This window comes from Qipengyuania atrilutea (assembly GCF_013370205.1).
GTDB lineage: Bacteria > Pseudomonadota > Alphaproteobacteria > Sphingomonadales > Sphingomonadaceae > Actirhodobacter > Actirhodobacter atriluteus.
Genome location: NZ_JABWGV010000004.1, coordinates 92311 through 110242, shown reverse-complemented (window position 1 = coordinate 110242; position 17932 = coordinate 92311). Strand labels below are relative to the sequence as shown.

16 protein-coding genes and 1 pseudogene are annotated in these 17932 nt (G+C 63.1%); 10 read left to right on the top strand and 7 right to left on the bottom strand.

What is annotated here, in order from left to right; genetic code table 11:
• The first annotated feature begins 119 nt into the window (after nucleotides 1-119).
• Nucleotides 120-2438 (top strand): putative bifunctional diguanylate cyclase/phosphodiesterase, encoded by a 2319-nt coding sequence (locus HUV48_RS11645; RefSeq protein ID WP_225871667.1) that lies wholly within the window; start codon nucleotides 120-122, stop codon nucleotides 2436-2438.
• 15 nt (nucleotides 2439-2453) lie between these two features.
• Here the strand turns inward: HUV48_RS11645 and purQ are convergent, their stop codons facing one another.
• From purQ to HUV48_RS11630, 3 genes are all read right to left on the bottom strand, one after another.
• Nucleotides 2454-3125 (bottom strand): phosphoribosylformylglycinamidine synthase subunit PurQ, encoded by a 672-nt coding sequence (purQ, locus tag HUV48_RS11640; protein ID WP_176267964.1) that lies wholly within the window; start codon nucleotides 3123-3125, stop codon nucleotides 2454-2456.
• The gene (gene purS / locus HUV48_RS11635) at nucleotides 3125-3361 is read right to left on the bottom strand and encodes a phosphoribosylformylglycinamidine synthase subunit PurS (protein ID WP_176267963.1); all 237 of its coding nucleotides are present in this window, start codon (nucleotides 3359-3361) and stop codon (nucleotides 3125-3127) included. The genes purQ and purS overlap by 1 nt, the downstream gene beginning before the upstream one ends.
• 98 nt (nucleotides 3362-3459) lie before the next feature.
• Nucleotides 3460-6354 (bottom strand): M16 family metallopeptidase, encoded by a 2895-nt coding sequence (locus tag HUV48_RS11630; protein ID WP_225871666.1) that lies wholly within the window; start codon nucleotides 6352-6354, stop codon nucleotides 3460-3462.
• A gap of 76 nt (nucleotides 6355-6430) precedes the next feature.
• On the opposite strand from HUV48_RS11630, the gene HUV48_RS11625 reads away from it, so the two are divergent.
• On the top strand, nucleotides 6431-7309 hold the full coding sequence (locus tag HUV48_RS11625) for a diacylglycerol/lipid kinase family protein (protein ID WP_176267962.1): 879 nt from the start codon (nucleotides 6431-6433) through the stop codon (nucleotides 7307-7309).
• Nucleotides 7310-7318: 9 nt separating this feature from the next.
• On the opposite strand, the gene purC is transcribed toward HUV48_RS11625, so the two are convergent.
• Both purC and HUV48_RS11615 read right to left on the bottom strand, forming a co-directional pair.
• A complete protein-coding gene (gene purC / locus HUV48_RS11620; RefSeq protein WP_176267961.1) occupies nucleotides 7319-8122 on the bottom strand; it encodes a phosphoribosylaminoimidazolesuccinocarboxamide synthase in 804 nt (267 codons plus the stop codon).
• A 144-nt stretch (nucleotides 8123-8266) separates the two neighbouring features.
• Entirely contained in the window at nucleotides 8267-9619 is a 1353-nt protein-coding gene (locus tag HUV48_RS11615) for a cation:proton antiporter (RefSeq protein ID WP_318656094.1), read from the bottom strand.
• A gap of 44 nt (nucleotides 9620-9663) precedes the next feature.
• Here HUV48_RS11615 and HUV48_RS11610 point away from each other — a divergent pair, with 44 nt between their 5' ends.
• The 3 genes from HUV48_RS11610 (at nucleotide 9664) to HUV48_RS11600 (ending at nucleotide 12412) form a co-directional block, all read left to right on the top strand.
• On the top strand, nucleotides 9664-10587 hold the full coding sequence (locus HUV48_RS11610; RefSeq protein WP_176267959.1) for a phosphoenolpyruvate carboxykinase (ATP): 924 nt from the start codon (nucleotides 9664-9666) through the stop codon (nucleotides 10585-10587).
• Between the two features lie 116 nt (nucleotides 10588-10703).
• A complete protein-coding gene (locus HUV48_RS11605; RefSeq protein ID WP_176267958.1) occupies nucleotides 10704-11651 on the top strand; it encodes an ABC transporter ATP-binding protein in 948 nt (315 codons plus the stop codon).
• The gene (locus tag HUV48_RS11600; RefSeq protein WP_176267957.1) at nucleotides 11648-12412 is read left to right on the top strand and encodes an ABC transporter permease; all 765 of its coding nucleotides are present in this window, start codon (nucleotides 11648-11650) and stop codon (nucleotides 12410-12412) included. Before HUV48_RS11605 ends, HUV48_RS11600 begins: the two co-directional genes overlap by 4 nt.
• Before the next feature lie 13 nt (nucleotides 12413-12425).
• On the opposite strand, the gene HUV48_RS11595 is transcribed toward HUV48_RS11600, so the two are convergent.
• Complete coding sequence (locus HUV48_RS11595) at nucleotides 12426-13196, bottom strand: N-formylglutamate amidohydrolase (RefSeq protein ID WP_176267956.1); 771 nt, start codon at nucleotides 13194-13196, stop codon at nucleotides 12426-12428.
• 89 nt (nucleotides 13197-13285) lie between these two features.
• Here HUV48_RS11595 and HUV48_RS11590 point away from each other — a divergent pair, with 89 nt between their 5' ends.
• The 5 genes from HUV48_RS11590 (at nucleotide 13286) to HUV48_RS11570 (ending at nucleotide 17377) form a co-directional block, all read left to right on the top strand.
• Nucleotides 13286-14140, top strand: a complete 855-nt coding sequence (locus tag HUV48_RS11590; RefSeq protein WP_176267955.1) for a transglutaminase-like domain-containing protein — start codon at nucleotides 13286-13288, stop codon at nucleotides 14138-14140.
• A 61-nt stretch (nucleotides 14141-14201) separates the two neighbouring features.
• Nucleotides 14202-14750 carry a fasciclin domain-containing protein gene (locus HUV48_RS11585; RefSeq protein WP_176267954.1) on the top strand — a complete coding sequence of 183 codons (549 nt, stop codon included), beginning with the start codon at nucleotides 14202-14204 and terminating at the stop codon, nucleotides 14748-14750.
• Nucleotides 14751-14782: 32 nt separating this feature from the next.
• Complete coding sequence (locus HUV48_RS11580; RefSeq protein WP_176267953.1) at nucleotides 14783-15847, top strand: serine hydrolase domain-containing protein; 1065 nt, start codon at nucleotides 14783-14785, stop codon at nucleotides 15845-15847.
• A 115-nt stretch (nucleotides 15848-15962) separates the two neighbouring features.
• Entirely contained in the window at nucleotides 15963-16700 is a 738-nt protein-coding gene (locus tag HUV48_RS11575; RefSeq protein ID WP_176267952.1) for a cytochrome c oxidase assembly protein, read from the top strand.
• Complete coding sequence (locus tag HUV48_RS11570; RefSeq protein ID WP_176267951.1) at nucleotides 16697-17377, top strand: cytochrome b; 681 nt, start codon at nucleotides 16697-16699, stop codon at nucleotides 17375-17377. The genes HUV48_RS11575 and HUV48_RS11570 overlap by 4 nt, the downstream gene beginning before the upstream one ends.
• A 13-nt stretch (nucleotides 17378-17390) precedes the next feature.
• On the opposite strand, the pseudogene HUV48_RS14740 reads toward HUV48_RS11570, so the two are convergent.
• Nucleotides 17391-17690, bottom strand: a pseudogene (locus HUV48_RS14740) (c-type cytochrome); the annotation flags it as partial.
• Nucleotides 17691-17932 lie beyond the last annotated feature (242 nt).

Sequence of the window (17932 nt, the reverse complement as noted above, 5' to 3'; positions counted from 1 at the left end):
CAAATTAAGATCGATAAAGGACGATTACGAAAGTCCGTTTTACTGGGTGGAAACCTTTGCGCCTTATTCGCAAGGGAGTGAAACGAGCCAGCTCTGATAACTCCGAAGAACCCGGGCAATTGTCCGCGCTCGACGTGTTGGGCCTCGCGGGCATCGGCACGGAAAAATGGGCTTCCCTTCGAAGCATTCAGTATTCGCGGTTGAGTGAGGCGGCGGCATACCGTGTGGCCGGCAATGCCATCGCCTGCATGACGCTGGCATGGCTTTTCGTGGGCAAGGGCGCCTGGTGGGCCATCGTCGGGTGGACGATACTCCTGACCGGAGTGCTTTACCGCAGCCTCGAACTGGAACGGCGTTTCCGCTATGCGCAGCGCCGCTCGCTTCAGGCTGGCGAATATATCGAGCATGCCGCCGTCATGACTGCGCACGCGCTTCTATGGGCGGTTCCCATGATCGCGCTGGCGCTGGCGGGCTCCTTGACCGACTTGCTCGTCGGCTGGCTGATCGTCATGACCCTTGTGGTCGGATCGGCGCTGGGCATCGTGACCGCCCCGATCTGTACCATTATCCTGTGCGGTATAACCTCGGCGTCGTTGGCGTTCGGGCTAATTCATCTGGGCTTTCTGCAGCTTACTATCCTGCCGCCGATATTCTTCGGCCTCGTGACCGTCGGCACGATCGAGAAGTCGCGGATGTTCCTTGCCGCGAAGATTGCCGAAGCAGGGGTCGAGGAAAAGAACCAGGTCGTCTCGCTATTGCTGCGCGAATTTGAGGAAAACGGCGCGGACTGGCTCTGGCAGATCGACGCGTCGCGCCGCTTGCGGAGCGTTTCGCCGCGCTTCGCCTATGCGCTGAACCGCGAACCGCATGCCGCCGAAGGGGAAAGCTTCGTCGAACTCCTTGCCGGCAAGACGTGGAATACCGGACAGCTCAACCAGAGTCTCGCGGAGCTCGCCGAGAAGCTTAACCGGCGCGAGAGCTTCGCCAATATACTCGTTTGCGTCGATTTGAACGGCCGCAAACGGTGGTGGGAGTTGTCGGGAACGCCGATCCTCGACGAACGCAATCAATACGTCGGCTTTCGCGGTGTCGGCTCGGACGTGACCGAGCAGCGCGAATCGAGCGAGAAGATCGCCTATCTCGCGCGCTACGATACGCTGACGCGGCTGCCCAACCGGCTGCTCCTGAACGAAGCGCTGAGCGGAGCGCTCGACTATGCGGCCGAATGGCGCACGCGCTGCGCGTTCCTGATGCTCGATCTTGACCGCTTCAAGGCGGTGAATGATACGCTCGGTCATCAGGTCGGGGACAAGCTGCTCGAACAGGTGGGCGAGCGACTGACCGCGCTGATGGGCGAGAACGAGATGTGCGGCAGGCTCGGCGGCGACGAGTTCGGGGTCGTCATTCGTGATCTCGATGACGCGAAGCGCGTCACCGAACTTTCCCGGCGGATCATCGCGTCGATTTCCGCGCCCTACAATGTCGACGATCACACGCTTTACGTCGGTACCAGCATCGGCTCCGCAGTCGGTCCGCGCGATGGGAAGACCGTAGAAGAACTGATGCGCAACGCCGACCTCGCCCTCTATCAGGCGAAAGACCTTGGCGGCGCGGAACATTGCGGGTTCGAGCCGTCGCTCCATGCTCTCGCGGAAGAGCAGCGGCAGCTCGAAGATTCGCTGCGCAGTGCGCTCGACAACGACGAATTCGAACTGGTCTATCAGCCGGTGGTCGACGCGAACGGAGAAACCGTGGTCAGCTTCGAGGCGCTGCTGCGCTGGAACAGCAGACTGCACGGCCACGTCAGCCCGGCGAAGTTCATTCCGATGGCCGAGGAAACCCGGTTGATCCTGCCGATCGGAAAGTGGGTGCTGCGCGAAGCGTGCAAGCGTGCGATGCAATGGCCGCCGCACGTGATGGTCAATGTCAACGTCGCGCCGCCGCAACTTTTGGAGCCGGGCTTTGCCAAGATGGTCGAGGAGATCCTCGACGAGACCGGATTGCCCGCCGACCGACTAGAGATCGAAGTCACCGAAAGCGTGTTCCTGTCCGATGCGACGGTTGCGCGCACGGCACTCGAATCGATCATGTCGCTGGGCTGCAGCGTGGCGCTGGACGATTTTGGGACCGGCTATTCCTCGCTCGGCTATCTGCGCACGCTGCGTTTCTCGACAATCAAGGTGGACCGCCTGTTCGTGCAGGGCGCAGCGCAGGGCAACCGCGAAAGCCTCGCGATCATCCGGGCGGTCGTCGCCATGACCGAAAGCCTCGGGATGACCACGACTGCCGAAGGGGTCGAGAACGCTGACGAAGCCGCGCTGATCCGCGGGCTCGGCTGTACGAAGATACAGGGATATTACTTCGGACGCCCGATGGCGGCGCGCGAAGCGATTTCGATGCTCCACCGCGAAGCGACGCAGCGTTCCCGCATCGCTTAACGCAGCGGGCGACGTTCAGGCGGCTTCCAGCAGTCCGAGGATTGAGGCGAACAGCACTTTGCCGTCGGTTCCGCCATGCGCAGCATCGACCGCGCGTTCGGGATGCGGCATCATGCCGAGCACGTTGCCCGAGGCGCTGAGAATACCGGCGATGTCGCGCTGCGAGCCGTTGTAGTTCTCGGTATAACGGAACGCGACGCGCCCCTCGCCTTCGAGCCGGTCGAGCGTCTCGGCATCGGCGAAGTAATTGCCGTCGTGATGGGCGACCGGTATCGTGATCGTCTGCCCCTGTTCATAGCCGCGGGTAAAGACGCTGTCCGTGTTCTCGACCCGCAGCAGCGCGTCGCGGCAGATGAAATGCTGCGAGCGGTTGCGCATCAGTGCGCCGGGCAGCAGGCCGCTTTCCGCGAGAACTTGAAAGCCGTTGCAGACGCCGAGTACCGGAACGCCCGCTTCGGCTGCCTTGACCACTTCGCGCATGATCGGACTGTTCGCGGCCATGGCGCCGGAGCGGAGATAATCGCCGTAAGAGAAACCGCCGGGCAATGCGATGAAGTCGAGGCCGTCCGGCAGCGCGGTGTCGCCATGCCAGACCCGCAGCGGCGCCGTTCCCCCGATTCGCTCGATCGCGACCACCATGTCCCGGTCGCAGTTCGACCCGGGAAAGGTTATGACCGCCGCTCTCATCAGCCTTCGACCTTTTCGATCCGGTAATCCTCGATGACCATGTTCGCGAGCAGCTTTCGGCACATCTCGTCGAGTTGTTCGTCGTTCGTGTCATCTGCAACGGTCAGCGAGATGGTGCGGCCGATCCGTACGTCCTCGACGCCTTTGAAGCCCAATCCTTCGAGTGCATGATGGACGGCACGGCCCTGCGGGTCGAGGACCCCCGGTTTCAGGCTGATGTGAACGCGGACTTTCATGGGCTGCCTCAATTATCGAGCGGGTAAACCTTCGGCGAGCCTATGCCGATACCCGGCCTTCCGCACAAGGGACTAAGCCGCATGCATTGCTACGGCAGCTACTGCGCCTGCCCGGCTTGCTCGCGCGGTACGACCCTGATTTCGACCGCTTCAGCCGGCTCAAGATACTGCTGCGCAAGGTTCAGCAAGTCATCCGTCGTCATTGCGCGATAGCGGTCTTCGGCAGCGGATAGACGCTGAAGATAGTCCGCTTCGCTTTGCGCCCGGTCGGCAAGCGTAATCCACCCGGCATTAGTCTTCAGCCGGTTCGCCAGCGATTCGAGGATCGGCTGCCGGGCTCGTTGCAGCGTATCGGCATCTACCGGCGTGCTCCGCAGTTCCGTCAGCACCTCGCCGATCGCCTCGCGCACTGCATCCAGCTGCCCGGCATCGACCTGCGCGCCAACGGAAAAGGTCCCGTAGCCATCGTAGGTATCCGACATCGCACTGGTCGCAGAGGCGGAATAGGCCTGCCCGAGCTCTTCGCGCAGCTTTTCCAGAAGCTTCAACCTGACGACGCTCGCGAGAAGCGTCATCCCGGACGAGCGGTCCCAGTCGCTGTCATCGTCGGTTGGCCAGACCAGGCGCATCAAGGCCTGGTCCTGCTCCCCATCATGCGGAACGACATAGGTGCGCCGTTCGTCAGTGAAGCTGCGCTGCCGGGCGTCGGTTCGTTCCTGGAATGCTGCTTCGCGACTCGGCAAGGCTCCGAAAGTCTGGGCGACGAGGTCAATCGCTTCCGCCTCGTCGATGTCGCCGACAATGCCGATCTCGATCGCACCTGTCGCAAGCCGGTCGTCGAGTACCGTGCGGAGATCGGAGTAATCGAGCGCCTGGTATGCCTCCATGGGCTGGCGCGAGAAGCGCGGATCGCGGTCCGAGAGGATAGGCCCTACGGCTTCCGAATAGGCGGAGGCTGGCGTCTTCCCGAGCCTTGCGAAGAAATCGGCCAAGCTCTGCCGCCACGGGCCTAAGCCTTCATCCCGGTAGCCCGGATCGGTGAGATAGGCCGCCATGAGTTGCAGTTGCAGTTCGAAGTCTCGCGGCGTCGTTACCGCGCTGGCGACGAAGGTCTCGCCGTCCGCCGAGAAGCCCGCACCGACCGAGCGCCCGGACAGGATCGTCTGCAATTCGTCGCGGCTGTGCTCGCCGAGTCCGCCTGCCGAAAGCAGCCCGACGAGTTCGACATTGAGCGGTTCGTCGGGGGTCTTGAGCAGAGCGCCACCGTCGAGGTTCATCGTGACGCGCACCCGGTCGGCCTCCAGTTCGGTCGGCTTGATGTTGAGCATCACGCCGTTGGCGAATCGCACGGTGCGGATGCCATACGGCTCGGTGCGGGTGTCGGACACGACTTCGCCCGCTTCGCCGAAATCGGTGTAAGCGAATTCGGATGTTTCGATCTCGGAAGGCGGCTCTACGCGCGCAGCGAACGCTGCCTCCGCTACCTCACGCAGCGCAGCTTCGCCGCCCGCGGGCGCGGTCTTCCCAGTAAACCGGATGAGCGGATCGCCGAGGTCGATGTACTCGTCTTTAAGCGCCGTCAGCACGGCGTCCGGCGTGATCTGCGGCGCGAACTCCTCGAAGCGCGCGAGGCTTTCGGCAGGACCGGTGGGGACGCCGTTACCTTTGATAATCTTCGCAGCCTGCCCGACGAATTGCGCGTTCGTGCGCGTTTGTGAGTTCGCGGCCGCGTTCTCGAGCGCGGTGCGGATGTTGGCGACCTGCTCGGCCAGTTCGGCTTCGCTGAACCCGTATTCGAGCGCGGTTCGGTATTCGGCAATCGCGGCTTCGAGGCCGCGCTGCCAGCCTCCGTCCTCGGTCGCGACGGAAAGCTGCATCGTGCGGCCATCCTCGAAATAGTCGCTCGCGCCGATGCTCACCCCGCGAAAGGGCGGGTCTTCGCTGCGCGACAGGCGCTGAATACGGCGCGCGATGATCCGCGAGCCGATCGAGGTAAGGAGGCTGCGTTGCCGCTCCGCAAGCGTATCGGGGCGGTCGATGTAGGGCGCGTGCCGTGCGAGCGTGACCGTCTCGGAGAGGGCAGGGTCGAGGTAGATATCGGTCTGGCCCGCAAGCGCCGGATCGACCGTGCCGGCCTCGATCTCTCCCGCTACTCCGACGCGCTGCCAGTCAGCAAAATGCTCTCGTATCGCCTGTTCGGCCGCGGCGGCGGGAAAGTCGCCCGAAAGGACGAGCACGGTATCTTCCGGCAGATATTCGCGCTCCCAGAACGCGCGCAGTCCTTCGGCAGTCGCGCCTTCGAGCGATTCCAACGTCCCGATGGGAAGCCGCTCGGACACGCGGCCATGCGGATAGAGAAACTCGAAGGAATCGATCACATTCTTAAGCGAATAGGTGTTGCGCACCCGCCGCTCCGACAGAATGACCCCGCGCTCACGGGCGACCGCCTCCGCATCGAAGGTTAGCTCGCCGACCGTCTCGCGCATCATCATCAGCGCGGTATCCAGCAGTTCCGGTTCGGCGCGCGGCAAGTCGAGCTTGTAGATCGTCTCGTCGAAGCCGGTGGAGGCATTGGTATCGGCGCCGAAGGCAAGCCCTTCACGCTCGAGCAATTTCACCATTTCCCCTTCCGGCACATTGGTCGAACCGTTGAACGCCATATGCTCCACGAAATGCGCGAACCCGCGTTCGTCGTCGCGCTCATCGAGCGAGCCGGCTGCGATATGGAGCCTGATAATCGCCGTCTGCTCGGGCCGGTCGTTGGGCCGAATGATGTAGCGCATGCCGTTCGCAAGCTTGCCGAAGCGCCAGCCTTCCTCGGGCTGAAACCCGCTGTCGCCGAGATCCCAGTCGCTCGCATCCCAACCATCGGGCGTTTGGGTATCGGATACGGCTATCTCCTGCGCTGTGGCGGGCGGAACAGCGGTGGCGGAGAGGGCAAGGACTGCGCAAAGTGCAGCGCGGGAAATGCGGGAAGCCATGCTAAGCTTCATACTGCATCTCCCTTAACCGCCCATAACCGTAGGCCGGTTCTGGTATTCCCTGCGATCCGGGTGCTAGGCCAACCGAATGAAGCTCGATCTCGTGTACAATCCCGTGTCGGGCGGTTTTCGGCAGGAACGGATGGAGCGCCTCGCCGAGGCTTTCGAGCGGGGCGGAGCAAACGTCACGGCGGTTCCGACGAGCCGCGACGGGATCGTGTTCTCTACAGGCGCCGAACTCATCTGCGTGCATGGCGGCGACGGAGCGCTGCGCGATACGGTGAACGCACTCGGGCCGCGCGTCGCCGAAGTGCCGCTGTGCATAGCGCCTTCCGGAACGATCAATCTCGTGGCGCGCGAACTCGGCTATTCCGCGCAGCCTTCGAAGCTTGCCGCGATGGTTCTGGCGGGCTGGGAGAAGGGGCGAGAAAACTGGCTCGTTTCGCCGGTGTACCGCTTCAACGATACGCCGATTGTTTCGTGCGGCAGCGTCGGTCCCGATAGCCACGCGGTTGCAGGCGTGTCGGCGGCGCTGAAGGCACGGATCGGCCGTTATGCCTACATCGCCGCGCTGATGAAGAACTTCGTGAACTGGCCGCGGCAGGACATTGCGATCGAGGGCGAACTGGCGGCCGGAACGCCCTTCGCCTGCGAGGCGGAGGCGTTCATCATCTCGCACGGCGCGCTTTATGCCGGGCCCTTCCGGCTATCGGCGGAGGCCGGTCTGGCGCGGGATAGCGTGGAGCTAATCACCCTGCGGCGCTCTACCCGGCTTGGAACGCTGGCGCTGAGCAGCGCGGCGGTAATGCGCCTGCCAATCGGCAAGCTGGGACTGGCGGAGATACGCACGGTCCGCCGCGCCAAGATTACGGGCGGTCCGGCCCCAGTGCAGATCGACGGGGACAACCTCGAAACGCTGCCGGGCTCGATAACGCCGAGCGGCTTTGCCGTAACCTACTGCCTTTAGCGCAGCAGCTTACTTCTTGATCGGTTTGGAGCCGCGCAGCTTGTTGCGATGGGTCGACATGTCGAGCACTTCGCCCGGCGCATTGTCGTCATTCTGCAGGATGCCGAGGCGTCGCGCGACTTCGTTATACGCCTCTTCCTCGCCGCCGAGATCGCGGCGGAAGCGGTCCTTATCGAGCTTTTCGCCGGTCTGCATGTCCCACAGGCGGCAGCCGTCGGGGCTGATTTCGTCTGCAAGGATGATCCGGCTGAAATCGCCTTCATAGAGGCGGCCGAACTCGAGCTTGAAGTCGACCAGACGGATGTCGATCGCGGCGAACATCCCGCACAGGAAGTCGTTCACGCGGATCGCCATGCTGGCGATGTCCTGCATTTCCTCGTGCGCAGCCCAACCGAAGCAGGCGATGTGTTCTTCGGAGACCAGCGGATCGCCGAGGTCGTCGTCCTTGAGACAATATTCGAGCAGCGTATGCGGCAGCGGATCGCCCTCTGTCAGGCCGAGGCGCTGGCAGATCGAACCCGCTGCGACATTGCGGACGACGACTTCGATCGGGACGATTTCGACCTGACGGACGAGCTGTTCGCGCATATTGAGGCGGCGGATGAAATGCGTCGGGATGCCGATGTGCGACAGGCGCGTGAAGATATACTCGCTGACGCGATTGTTGATCACGCCCTTGCCGTTGATCGTGCCCTTCTTCTGCGCGTTGAAGGCCGTGGCATCGTCCTTGAAATACTGGATGATCGTGCCCGGCTCGGGTCCTTCGTAGAGAATCTTGGCCTTGCCTTCGTAAATCTGGCGGCGACGCGACATGAGAAATCCTTCGCTCGAAAATAACGGCGCCCCGGTGTGGCAGGCCCTGAAGGCGTGCTGTGACCGGGGCGGAACCTTAGGCGTCCTGTAAGCCGTAACGGCGGTGAACGCAATCGCGCTGCGCCGCTGTCCGGGCGGAGGCTATCAGGGCGGCGGAGCTATCCCGTTTGCCGTACTGCGGCGCTCGATCCCCTCGGCGTGCTGTTCCTTGAGGCTCGTGATGAGCTTGCCGAGCGTTGCGCGCTGGACAAGGACGGAGAACAGAACCGCTGCAAAGGTCGCAGCCAGCAGCAGTTCCCGCGTATCGCCTGTCGGAAGTGAGAGCGCGAGAGCGATGGAAATGCCCCCGCGCAGCCCGCCCCACCACAGGACCCGCCCCGCGCCCTTGGTGTCGAGCCGTGCAGCCGGCACGATCTTGGTCATGCCGATCACTGCAACCCCGCGCGCCGCCAGCGTGATCGCGATCGCGGCAACGCCAAGCGCCAGATGCGGAACGCCCGGTACGAGCGCGATGAGTTCGAGGCCGATGAGGAGGAACAGGATCGAGTTCAGAAGTTCGTCCACAAGCTCCCAGAACTTGATGACGTAATCGCGCGTCACGTCGCTCATCGCGTAAGTCACGCCGTGGTTGCCGATTAGCAGCCCTGCCACCGCCATCGCCAGCGGGCCTGAGATATGCAGGTTCGAACATAGCGAGTAGCCGCCCATAACGATGGCAAGCGTGATAAGCACTTCAAGGCCGTATTCGTCCATGCTCGCGAGCGCCCGGTAGCCGAGCCACCCGAACACCAGGCCGACCAGTACGCCGCCGCCCGCCTCGATTGCGAACAGGCGCGCGCCTTCCGACACGGAGAACTCTGCGCCGGTGATGGCCGCGCCAAGCAGGATGGTGAAAACGACGATGCCGACGCCGTCATTGAACAGGCTCTCACCCGCGACTGCGCTTTGCAGCGATTCGGGCACGGCCTCTTCCTTCAGCACGCCGAGGACCGAGACCGGATCGGTCGGCGAGATCAGCGCCCCGAACACGAAGTACCAGATCGGTGTGATGCCGAGGCCGAGGAGGGCTCCCACGCCCCAGGTTGCAAGGCCTACGATGACCGTGGAGATAATGACGCCGATGGTGGACAGCAGCAGAACCGGCAGCCAGTCCGCGCGCAGCCGCTCCAGATCGACGTGCAGGGCGCCTGCGAACAGTAGGAAGCTCAGCATTCCCTGTAGCAGCGTCTCGGTGAAATCCATCTGCTCGAGCAGCCGCGCGACCGTGTCGTCGAGCGTGACGCCGGGGAGCAGGGCGTTCGCCGCCATCAGCAGCATCGAGGCCAACGCGCCCATGACCGTCAGGCCGATGACGTGCGGCAGCTTGATGAAGTGATGGTTGAGATAGCCGAGCAGCGCGGCGGCGACGACCAGCATCGATGCCATATCGAACGCGGACAGGGACGAGGTTTCGTGCATCTTTGGTGCGATAGCGGGGTTGCCGAAGCCGTCAAACACGAAGCGGGCTGCGCCGGGCTTTCCGTTTTGCCAGCGGCGGGGTTATGGAGCCGTCTATGCACTACTACCGGCATTCCGGCTTACTCTTCGCTTCGGAAATCGCGCTGCCCGATTGGGACTTCTGCGCGGTCGAGGCTGCGGCTGCGGACGTGATCATATCGGTGGGCAAGGATGGGGCGGATCAGCCCTCGCAGTCCGACGGCTGGGTTATTGACAGCGATACCCTGCGCTTCACCATCGACGGAACCGGCTCGTGGAAAGTGAGCGGAGGGCGGCGCATCGAGATTTTCCCGGCAGCGGATGCCGATCCGCGGGATCTGACGCTGTTCACGCTCGGCACGGCGCGGGCGGCAATCGGCTATCAACGCGGGCATCCGATGTGGCACGGCAGTGCAGTCGCTCCGCAAAGCGGCGGGGAAGCGCTGCTGTTTTGCGGCACCCAGGAGCAGGGCAAATCGACCCTAGCTGCGGCGCTGGTGGCACGGGGGTTCACGCTACTCGCTGACGATCTCAGCCGCGTCGTCGTTCCGTGCTCGGGGAACCGGGCAGCGATCTATCCTTCGGCCGCCCGGATGAAATTGTGGGCGGATGCGGTGGAGACACTGGCACTGAAAGGCAGCGTAATGGCGCAGGACGCACGGCGCGCAGACAAGTATCATTGTGAGATTGGCCAGCCCGACCGGGCGGACGCACCCATGCCGCTGGCCGGAATAGTCGTGCTCGACTGGGGCGAGGATTGCGGCTTCGAGCGGCTTTCGGGCGCGGAGGCGGCGGTCGCTGCAATCGCTGCGACGAATTACCGGCCGCAATTGCTCGAAGCGCTCGGACTACACGAAGCGCAGGCGCGTATGGTACTTGCCGTTATCGCCGAAGTGCCGGTTTACCGCCTGACGAGACCGCGTAACCTGTCTGCCTTGCAAGACAGCGTGAACCTTATCAGCCCGCTGTTGCTGCTCGGCCAAAAATAGTCGTGCGTTCGGCGGCACGTGTCTAGCCACCTGCGCCAATCGTGCTTACCTGCGAACAACCTGCAACGGATCGGAGCGCAGCCGTGCCCGATCAATCTCGAACCCGGATCCGAACCTTGGACGCTTCCGCCTCACCCATTGTCGATATTTCGGCGCTTACCAAGGTTTATCCCGGCGGGCTGACGGCGCTCGACGGCGTGGATCTGCGCATCAGGAAAGGCGAGATCTTCGCGCTGCTCGGCCCTAACGGAGCCGGAAAGACGACGCTGATCGGCGCGATATGTGGTCTGGTCACGCCGACGTCCGGTTCGATCCGGGTCTTCGGTCACGACCTTGCGACCGATTGGCGCAAGGCGCGGCAGCGCATCGGGCTTGTGCCCCAGGAACTCAGCACCGACATGTTCGACCCGGTCATGCGCGCGGTCAGCTATTCGCGCGGTCTGTTCGGCCTCGCGCCCGACCCCGCCCGGATCGAGGAAATCCTGCGCTCACTCAGCCTGTGGGACAAGCGCGAAGAGCGGATCATGGCGTTATCGGGCGGGATGAAGCGGCGCGTGCTGATCGCCAAGGCGCTGGCGCACGAACCCGACCTTCTGTTCCTCGACGAGCCGACCGCGGGCGTCGATGTCGAACTGCGCAAGGGAATGTGGTCGATCATCGACGAGATGCGCTCGCGCGGCGTCACCATCATTCTGACCACCCATTACATCGAAGAAGCCGAGGAAATGGCCGACCGCGTCGGTGTGATCCGTAAGGGCAGGATCATCGCGGTGGACGAGAAGGAGGCGCTGATGGCCCGGCTCGGCCGGACCGAAGCACACATTGCGCTCGCTGCGCCGCTGCAGGTGCTGCCGCCCGAGATCGCGCGCTTCTCGGTCGAGCTTGAGGATGGCGGAACATCGCTCTGCTACCGCGGCGGGGACGGAACCGGGAAAGGCAAGGCGGAAGTCGCCGAGCTTACGAAAGCGCTTTATGCCGCTGGAATTGACTACACCGGCATCGAAATCCGCGAGAGCAGCCTCGAAGACATCTTCGTGTCGCTTCTGGGGGAGGGCGAGCAATGATCGCGTGGCGCTCAACATGGTCTATCTATACGCGCGAGCTGATGCGTTTCTTGCGGACCGCGTTCCAGTCGGTGCTTGCGCCCGTGCTGACGACCTCGCTCTATTTCATCGTCTTCGGCGCAGCGATCGGCGGGCGGATGCCCGATCTCGGCGGCGTGGATTACGGCGCGTTCATCATTCCCGGACTGCTGATGCTGACATTGCTCGGCGAAACCACCAGCAATTCGAGCTTCGGAATCTACATGCCGCGCTTCACCGGCACGATCTACGAACTGCTCAGCGCGCCCGTGGGCGTCGCCGAAACGTTGCTCGGCTTCGTCGGCGCGGCGATCACCAAAAGCCTGATCCTCGCGGCGATCATTCTCGTTACCGCGCGGCTGTTCGTAGACTACACGATCGTGCATCCGTTCCTGGCGCTGATCTATATCATGCTGGTCGCCGCCGCATTCAGCCTGTTCGGCTTCATCCTCGGCATCTGGGCCGACAACTTCGAGAAGCTCGGGATCATTCCGCTGTTATTCTTGACGCCGCTGACGTTCCTCGGCGGGACATTCTATTCGATTGATATGCTGCCGAAGCCGTGGGACACGATCGCGCTTGCCAACCCGATCGTCTATCTCGTCAGCGGTCTGCGCTGGACGTTCTACGGCAGCAGCGACGTGAACATCTGGATCAGCTTCGGCATTACCCTGGCGTTTCTAGCGATCTGTGTCGGCGTCATCACGTTCATCTTCCGCACCGGCTGGCGCCTGCGGTCGTAAGCTTGCACGAACGCTAGCAATACCCTTCGCGCGTTGCCGCTTCCCGGAACGCCTGCGCCAAGGTGTCGGCAATCTTCTCGGGCTGTTCCGCCAGAACGTCTTGGCGAACCTCGATTTCCGCGTAGGATAGCCCACGCGCGAAGGCGTGGTGCGGCACCGTGAAGTCGGTATCGTCCATGTGATAGGGTTCGTTATCGCCGACGACCCACGGTCCGCGGCCGAGTAGCTCAAGCAAATCAAGCGAAAACGCGTCCTGCGCTCCGTCGTGCAGGATGCCGATCTCCCACGGTCGCGCGTTTCCGTTCATGATCGGCGTGAAGCTGTGCAGGGAGATGAAGACCGTCTGCAGCCCGGTCGCAGCGCGCTGATTGAGCAGATCGGCGATCGCTTCGTGATACGGGTCGAAAACTTCCTCCTTACGCTGGGCCAGCGCATCTCGATCGAGGTCGGCGTTGCCCGGAATGGCGGAGCCGTCGCTAACGGGCGCAACCCAACCCTCGGTTCCGGGATGGCGATTGCAATCGACTACGAGCCGCGAATACGCCTGCCATACGAACGGAGCCGAAAATATATCGGCCAGATGGCGTCCGAGCGTCTCTACTCCGAGGTCGACGGCGATGTGACGCCCCCGATCGTGTGCGGATAGACCAAGGTCGCCGAGCCGGGCCGGAATGGCCGTTCCGGCGTGGTCCCCGACGAAGACGAAGAGGCCGTCATTCAGAAAATTGCCGACTTTTCGGACCGGATGCGGGTCTGAATTGTTGATTAGGGTTGTAGCGTTCATTCGTTACGTTCTTGCAGCATTCATCCTCGCGGACCACCCATGCCGACATTAATTGCCAGCACTGCCCACGATCTCACGGATAGCGCTTCATGCTGATCAGAACCGGCTTCGAGATAGCGTTCGAGACCGATCGGGAAGTTCCGGTCCTTGCGCTGCTTAACGTGCACCCGGACCGACAGGCCGATCTGAGAACCCCTGAAGTCCTGAACACCGAACCTTCCGTCGAGGTAAGCCAGTACCGCGACTTTTACGGTAATATATGCAGCCGCTTCGTCGTACCCAAAGGCGGCATCACGCTTTCGAGCGACTTCATCATCGAGGACAGCGGCAAACCCGATCCGGTCGAACCTTCGGCGCAGCAGCACCGCGTCCAGGATCTCCCAGACGAGGTTCTCCATTACCTGATGAGTTCGCGCTACTGCGAAGTCAGCAAGCTGGGCGACGAGGGCTGGGACATCATCGCCGGCCACGACACCGGATGGAGCCGCGTGCAGGCAATCGTCGATGCCGCTCACGAGCGGCTTGAATTCGACTACCAGAAGGCAAGCTGCGAGCGGACCGCAAGGAGCGCATTCGACGAGCGGTTCGGCGTGTGCCGCGATTTCGCGCACCTCGCGATCACGCTATGCCGCGCGGTCAACATTCCGGCACGGTACTGCACCGGCTATCTCGGCGATATCGGCATCGAACCGATCGACGCGCCGATGGATTTTTCCGCATGGTTCGAAGCCTATATCGGCGGGCGCTGGTACACTTTCGACGCGCGCCACAACACGCCGCGCATTGCCCGGATAGTGATGGCGAGGGGCCGCGATGCGACCGACACCGCTATTACGACAGCCTTCGGAGAAGCGCGCCTGACCAAGTTCGAGGTGCATACGGACGAGGTGAACTCGCTCGACCTGAATGCTCCGCCAGACGAAACCGCACTACCACAACCGTGAGTGCAAGCGCGGCCATCTCCATATACCGAAAGCTATCGAAGCCATAGTCGAGGACAAAGTCATGACCCGTTACCTTATCGCCCCTTTCGCTGCCCTCGCGCTTGCCGCGTGCTCCCAGGCGGAAACCGACGACATTCAGCAGGAACCGGTTAACCAGGCACAGTCCGGACAGGCAAACGGCGACATGACCCCGTCGAGCGTCGATGTCGTCGAGGTGGCAAGCGCCAACGGGAACGTCGATACCTTCCTCGAGGCGGCGGTTTCCGCAGGGGTTGGCGAAACGCTCGCCAACGCCGAACAGGTTACCATTTTCGCGCCGATCGACGAAGCTTTCGGAGCCGTCGAGGGGTTCGATCAGATCCGGCAAGACCGCGAACAGCTTGCCGATCTCCTAAGGCGGCACGCTGTTCCCCGAACCTATCTTTCAAGCGACATCCCGCAAGGCGAAACAAAGCTCCAAACGCTGTCGGGCGAAACGCTGACCATCACGAACGAGAACGGTCAGATGTTCGTCACCGGCCCGTCCGGCACCCGCGCCAGAATTGTCGAGGCTGACATCGAGGGCGAGAACGGCGTCGTACACGCGGTCGATACCGTTCTTGTCGATTGAAGCGAACAGTCAGCCATTTCGCCGGTCGATCGATGCGCATTGCTAACGTTGCTTTAGCCGCAATCCTACTGGCCGCATCGGGCTGCGGGGAAGCGCGGAATACCGCGCAAACCGCGCCCGCCGAGAAGCGGGATACGGCGTCTGCGACGAGCGGGCTCGACCCAGCGCAACTGGAACGCGCGCTGGAGCGTGCAGAAGAACTTCCGAACCTGCGCTCACTGATCGTGATGCGCGGCGGGGAGGAACTTGTCGCGCGGCGATTCAACGGCGGGCCTGACCTAGACTGGACGGTAAACATTAAGTCCGCTTCCAAATCCGTCATTTCGGCACTGGTCGGCATTGCTATCGAGCGCGGCATTCTGGAGGGTGTCGACCAGTCCGTCCTCAGCGAACTCGATCGCTACGCACCGCGCGATCCCGATCCCCGGCTGCGCGAGGTGACGGTCGGCAATCTCCTGTCGATGCAGGCCGGGCTAGAGCGCACGTCCGGCGGCAATTACGGGCGCTGGGTGTCGAGCCCGAACTGGGTCCGCTACGCCCTTTCGCGCCCTTTCGTGGAAGAGCCCGGCGGCGCGATGCTCTATTCGACCGGCAGCACTCACTTACTTTCCGCGATGCTGACCGAAGCGTCCGGCGAGTCGACGTGGCGGCTGGCACAGCAATGGCTGGCAGATCCGCTCGATATCGCGATCCCGCAGTGGGAGCGCGATCCGCAGGGGTATTACCTCGGCGGCAACCAGATGGCGATGAGCCCGCGCGCCATGGCGAAGTTCGGCGAGCTTTACCGCCAGGGCGGCACGTTCGGCGGCGAGCGCGTGCTGCCGGAGCAATGGATCGAGCGGAGCTGGCAGCCGCAGACCACTTCGCCGTGGAGCGGCGAGCAATACGGCTACGGCTGGTTCATTTCGGAGGTAAGCGGTCATCCGCTCTACTACGCGTGGGGTTACGGCGGGCAGATGATTTACATCGTGCCGGAGCTGGAACTGACGGTTGTGATGACGTCCGCGACCGATGTGGAGCGGGGTTCCGGCCACGTCGATGCACTGCGGAGGCTGCTGGCCGAACATATCGTACCGGCCGCTGAGATCGGCGCCTGAAGGAAAAAAGAGGTTTGCGTCCTGCTCTTTGTTAGACTTTGGAAACAACGGCGGTGCGGGCCGCTTTTTATGGCAGGCGTTGTTTTTCGATACGAAGGATGGAAAGAATAGAAGGATGACAGGTTCGGCATTCCCTGCTGCGACATGGATACCCTACTGCGGGACTGCGCCTGAACCGACGGGCTGGCTCGGCGCATGGAATGTCGATGTCGTACTGCTTGCCTTGGTGAGCGCGGCAGTGGTTTTCGCGGTGCGGACCGACCCGGCTAGAACGCGGTCCAGCTTGATGGCCGCGGCAGTTTTCCTTGTGCTCTATGTTTCTCCGCTATGCGCCATGGGGTCGGCGCTTTTCACGGTCCGCGCGCTTCATCACGTTGCCCTCGCTCTCGTCTTGGCGCCGCTATTGGTGCGCGCGTCCGATCTCGAACGGCTTGCGGAGCGTTGTTCCTTTCCGGTCCTGACGGCTTTGCAGGCGGTGGTTTTCTGGTTCTGGCATGCGCCCCCGGCCTATGCGGCGGCACTGTCCAGCGATATCGTCTTCTGGATCATGCAGGCGAGCCTGATCGCCACGGCGGCCCTGTGGTGGGCCGCGTTGCGCCGCGCAGAGGCCCCGGCGGCCGTCGCGATGAGCCTCGCCACGATGGTGCAGATGGGCGCGCTCGGTGCGCTGCTGACGTTTGCGGGGCGGGCCTTCTACGCGCCGCATAACCTGACGACGCAGGCGTGGGGATGGACGCCGCTGGAGGATCAGCAGATTGCCGGGCTGATCATGTGGGCACCGGCTTCGGCTGCCTACCTGCTGGTCGCGCTCGCCATTCTCTACCGCTCCATGCAGCCTGCGCTCGCCCGATGAAGCCTTGGGTCCAGCAGTGGCAGGAATGGTCCGTCAGCTACCGCGAACGGGGCAAGTACACGCCTGTCGGAGTGGCGTTCCATTGGATCATGGCGGCGCTCGTCACGTGGCAATTGTTCACCGGCTGGGCGATGCAGCGGTATCTCGTCGGTGCTGAGAAGCTCGAAGCCTACCAGCTCCATTCCGAGATTGGGCTGACGCTGCTGCTGCTCGGAGCGTTGCGGCTGTTATGGCGCCTGATCGTGCCCGGTCCGATCAACGATGCCGACAACCAGGGCTGGCGCTCCGCGGTGGCGCATACGATCCACGCGATCTTCTACCTGTTCTTCACGCTTCTGCCGCTTTCGGGCTGGGCGATGTGGTCGGCGATCTATCCCGCCAGAGACCTGTATCTCGCCGGGATCGTTCCTGTACCCGCGATGCCGTTCCAGGACTTCTCGCCTGAGCTGCAGTTCTGGGTGCTGGAAACCGCAATGGACGTACACGTGACCTGCGTCGTCCTGTTGACCCTGCTGATCCCGGCGCATGCGTTCGCGGCGATCAAGCACCACTTCTGGGACCGGGACGACGTTCTAGAGGGCATGTTGCCGGAGGTGCCGGATACCCACTGGCACCCGGGAGGGCCGAACTATAGCCGGCCAGGCGAGCCATCTCCTGCTCCGTCAGAAGCTGGCTGATGCGCGTCATCGTGTTGTTCGGATCGCCATATCGCTCGCCCGCATCCCAGGCCTTCAATTGCGCTTCGAGGTAGTGCGCCGGTTGGGCGGCGAGGGGCGGATTGCCCTGTCCGACACCGGCGCCGTCCGGGCCGTGGCAACTCGCGCAGGAGGGAAGGCCGCGCGAAGGATCGCCGCTCTGGTAGAGCTGCGCAGCGGCGCAGTCCTCCGCGCTCGGCGTACTGGCTGCACCTTCGGGGACGGGGAGCTGCGCGTAATAGTTCGCCACCTTCTCGCGCGCCGGCCAGTCGAGATGATCGGCGATCCAGGTCATCTGCGGATGGCGGCGCTGGCCTTCGGCGAAGTATTCGAGTTGCCGCAGGTGATATCCCGGATCGAGCCCGGCAAGCCGCGGGACGCGGTTGCCGTTCCCCTGGCCGTTCAGCCCGTGACAGGTCACGCAAGCGCCGCGCGCGCCGGCATCCCCGCCGCTGAGCGCGATGATTTCGCCCGACATCTCGTACCTGCCGGTAGTCGGTTCCGCTTCGGTGCAGGCGGGAAGGGCAGCCACGAGAG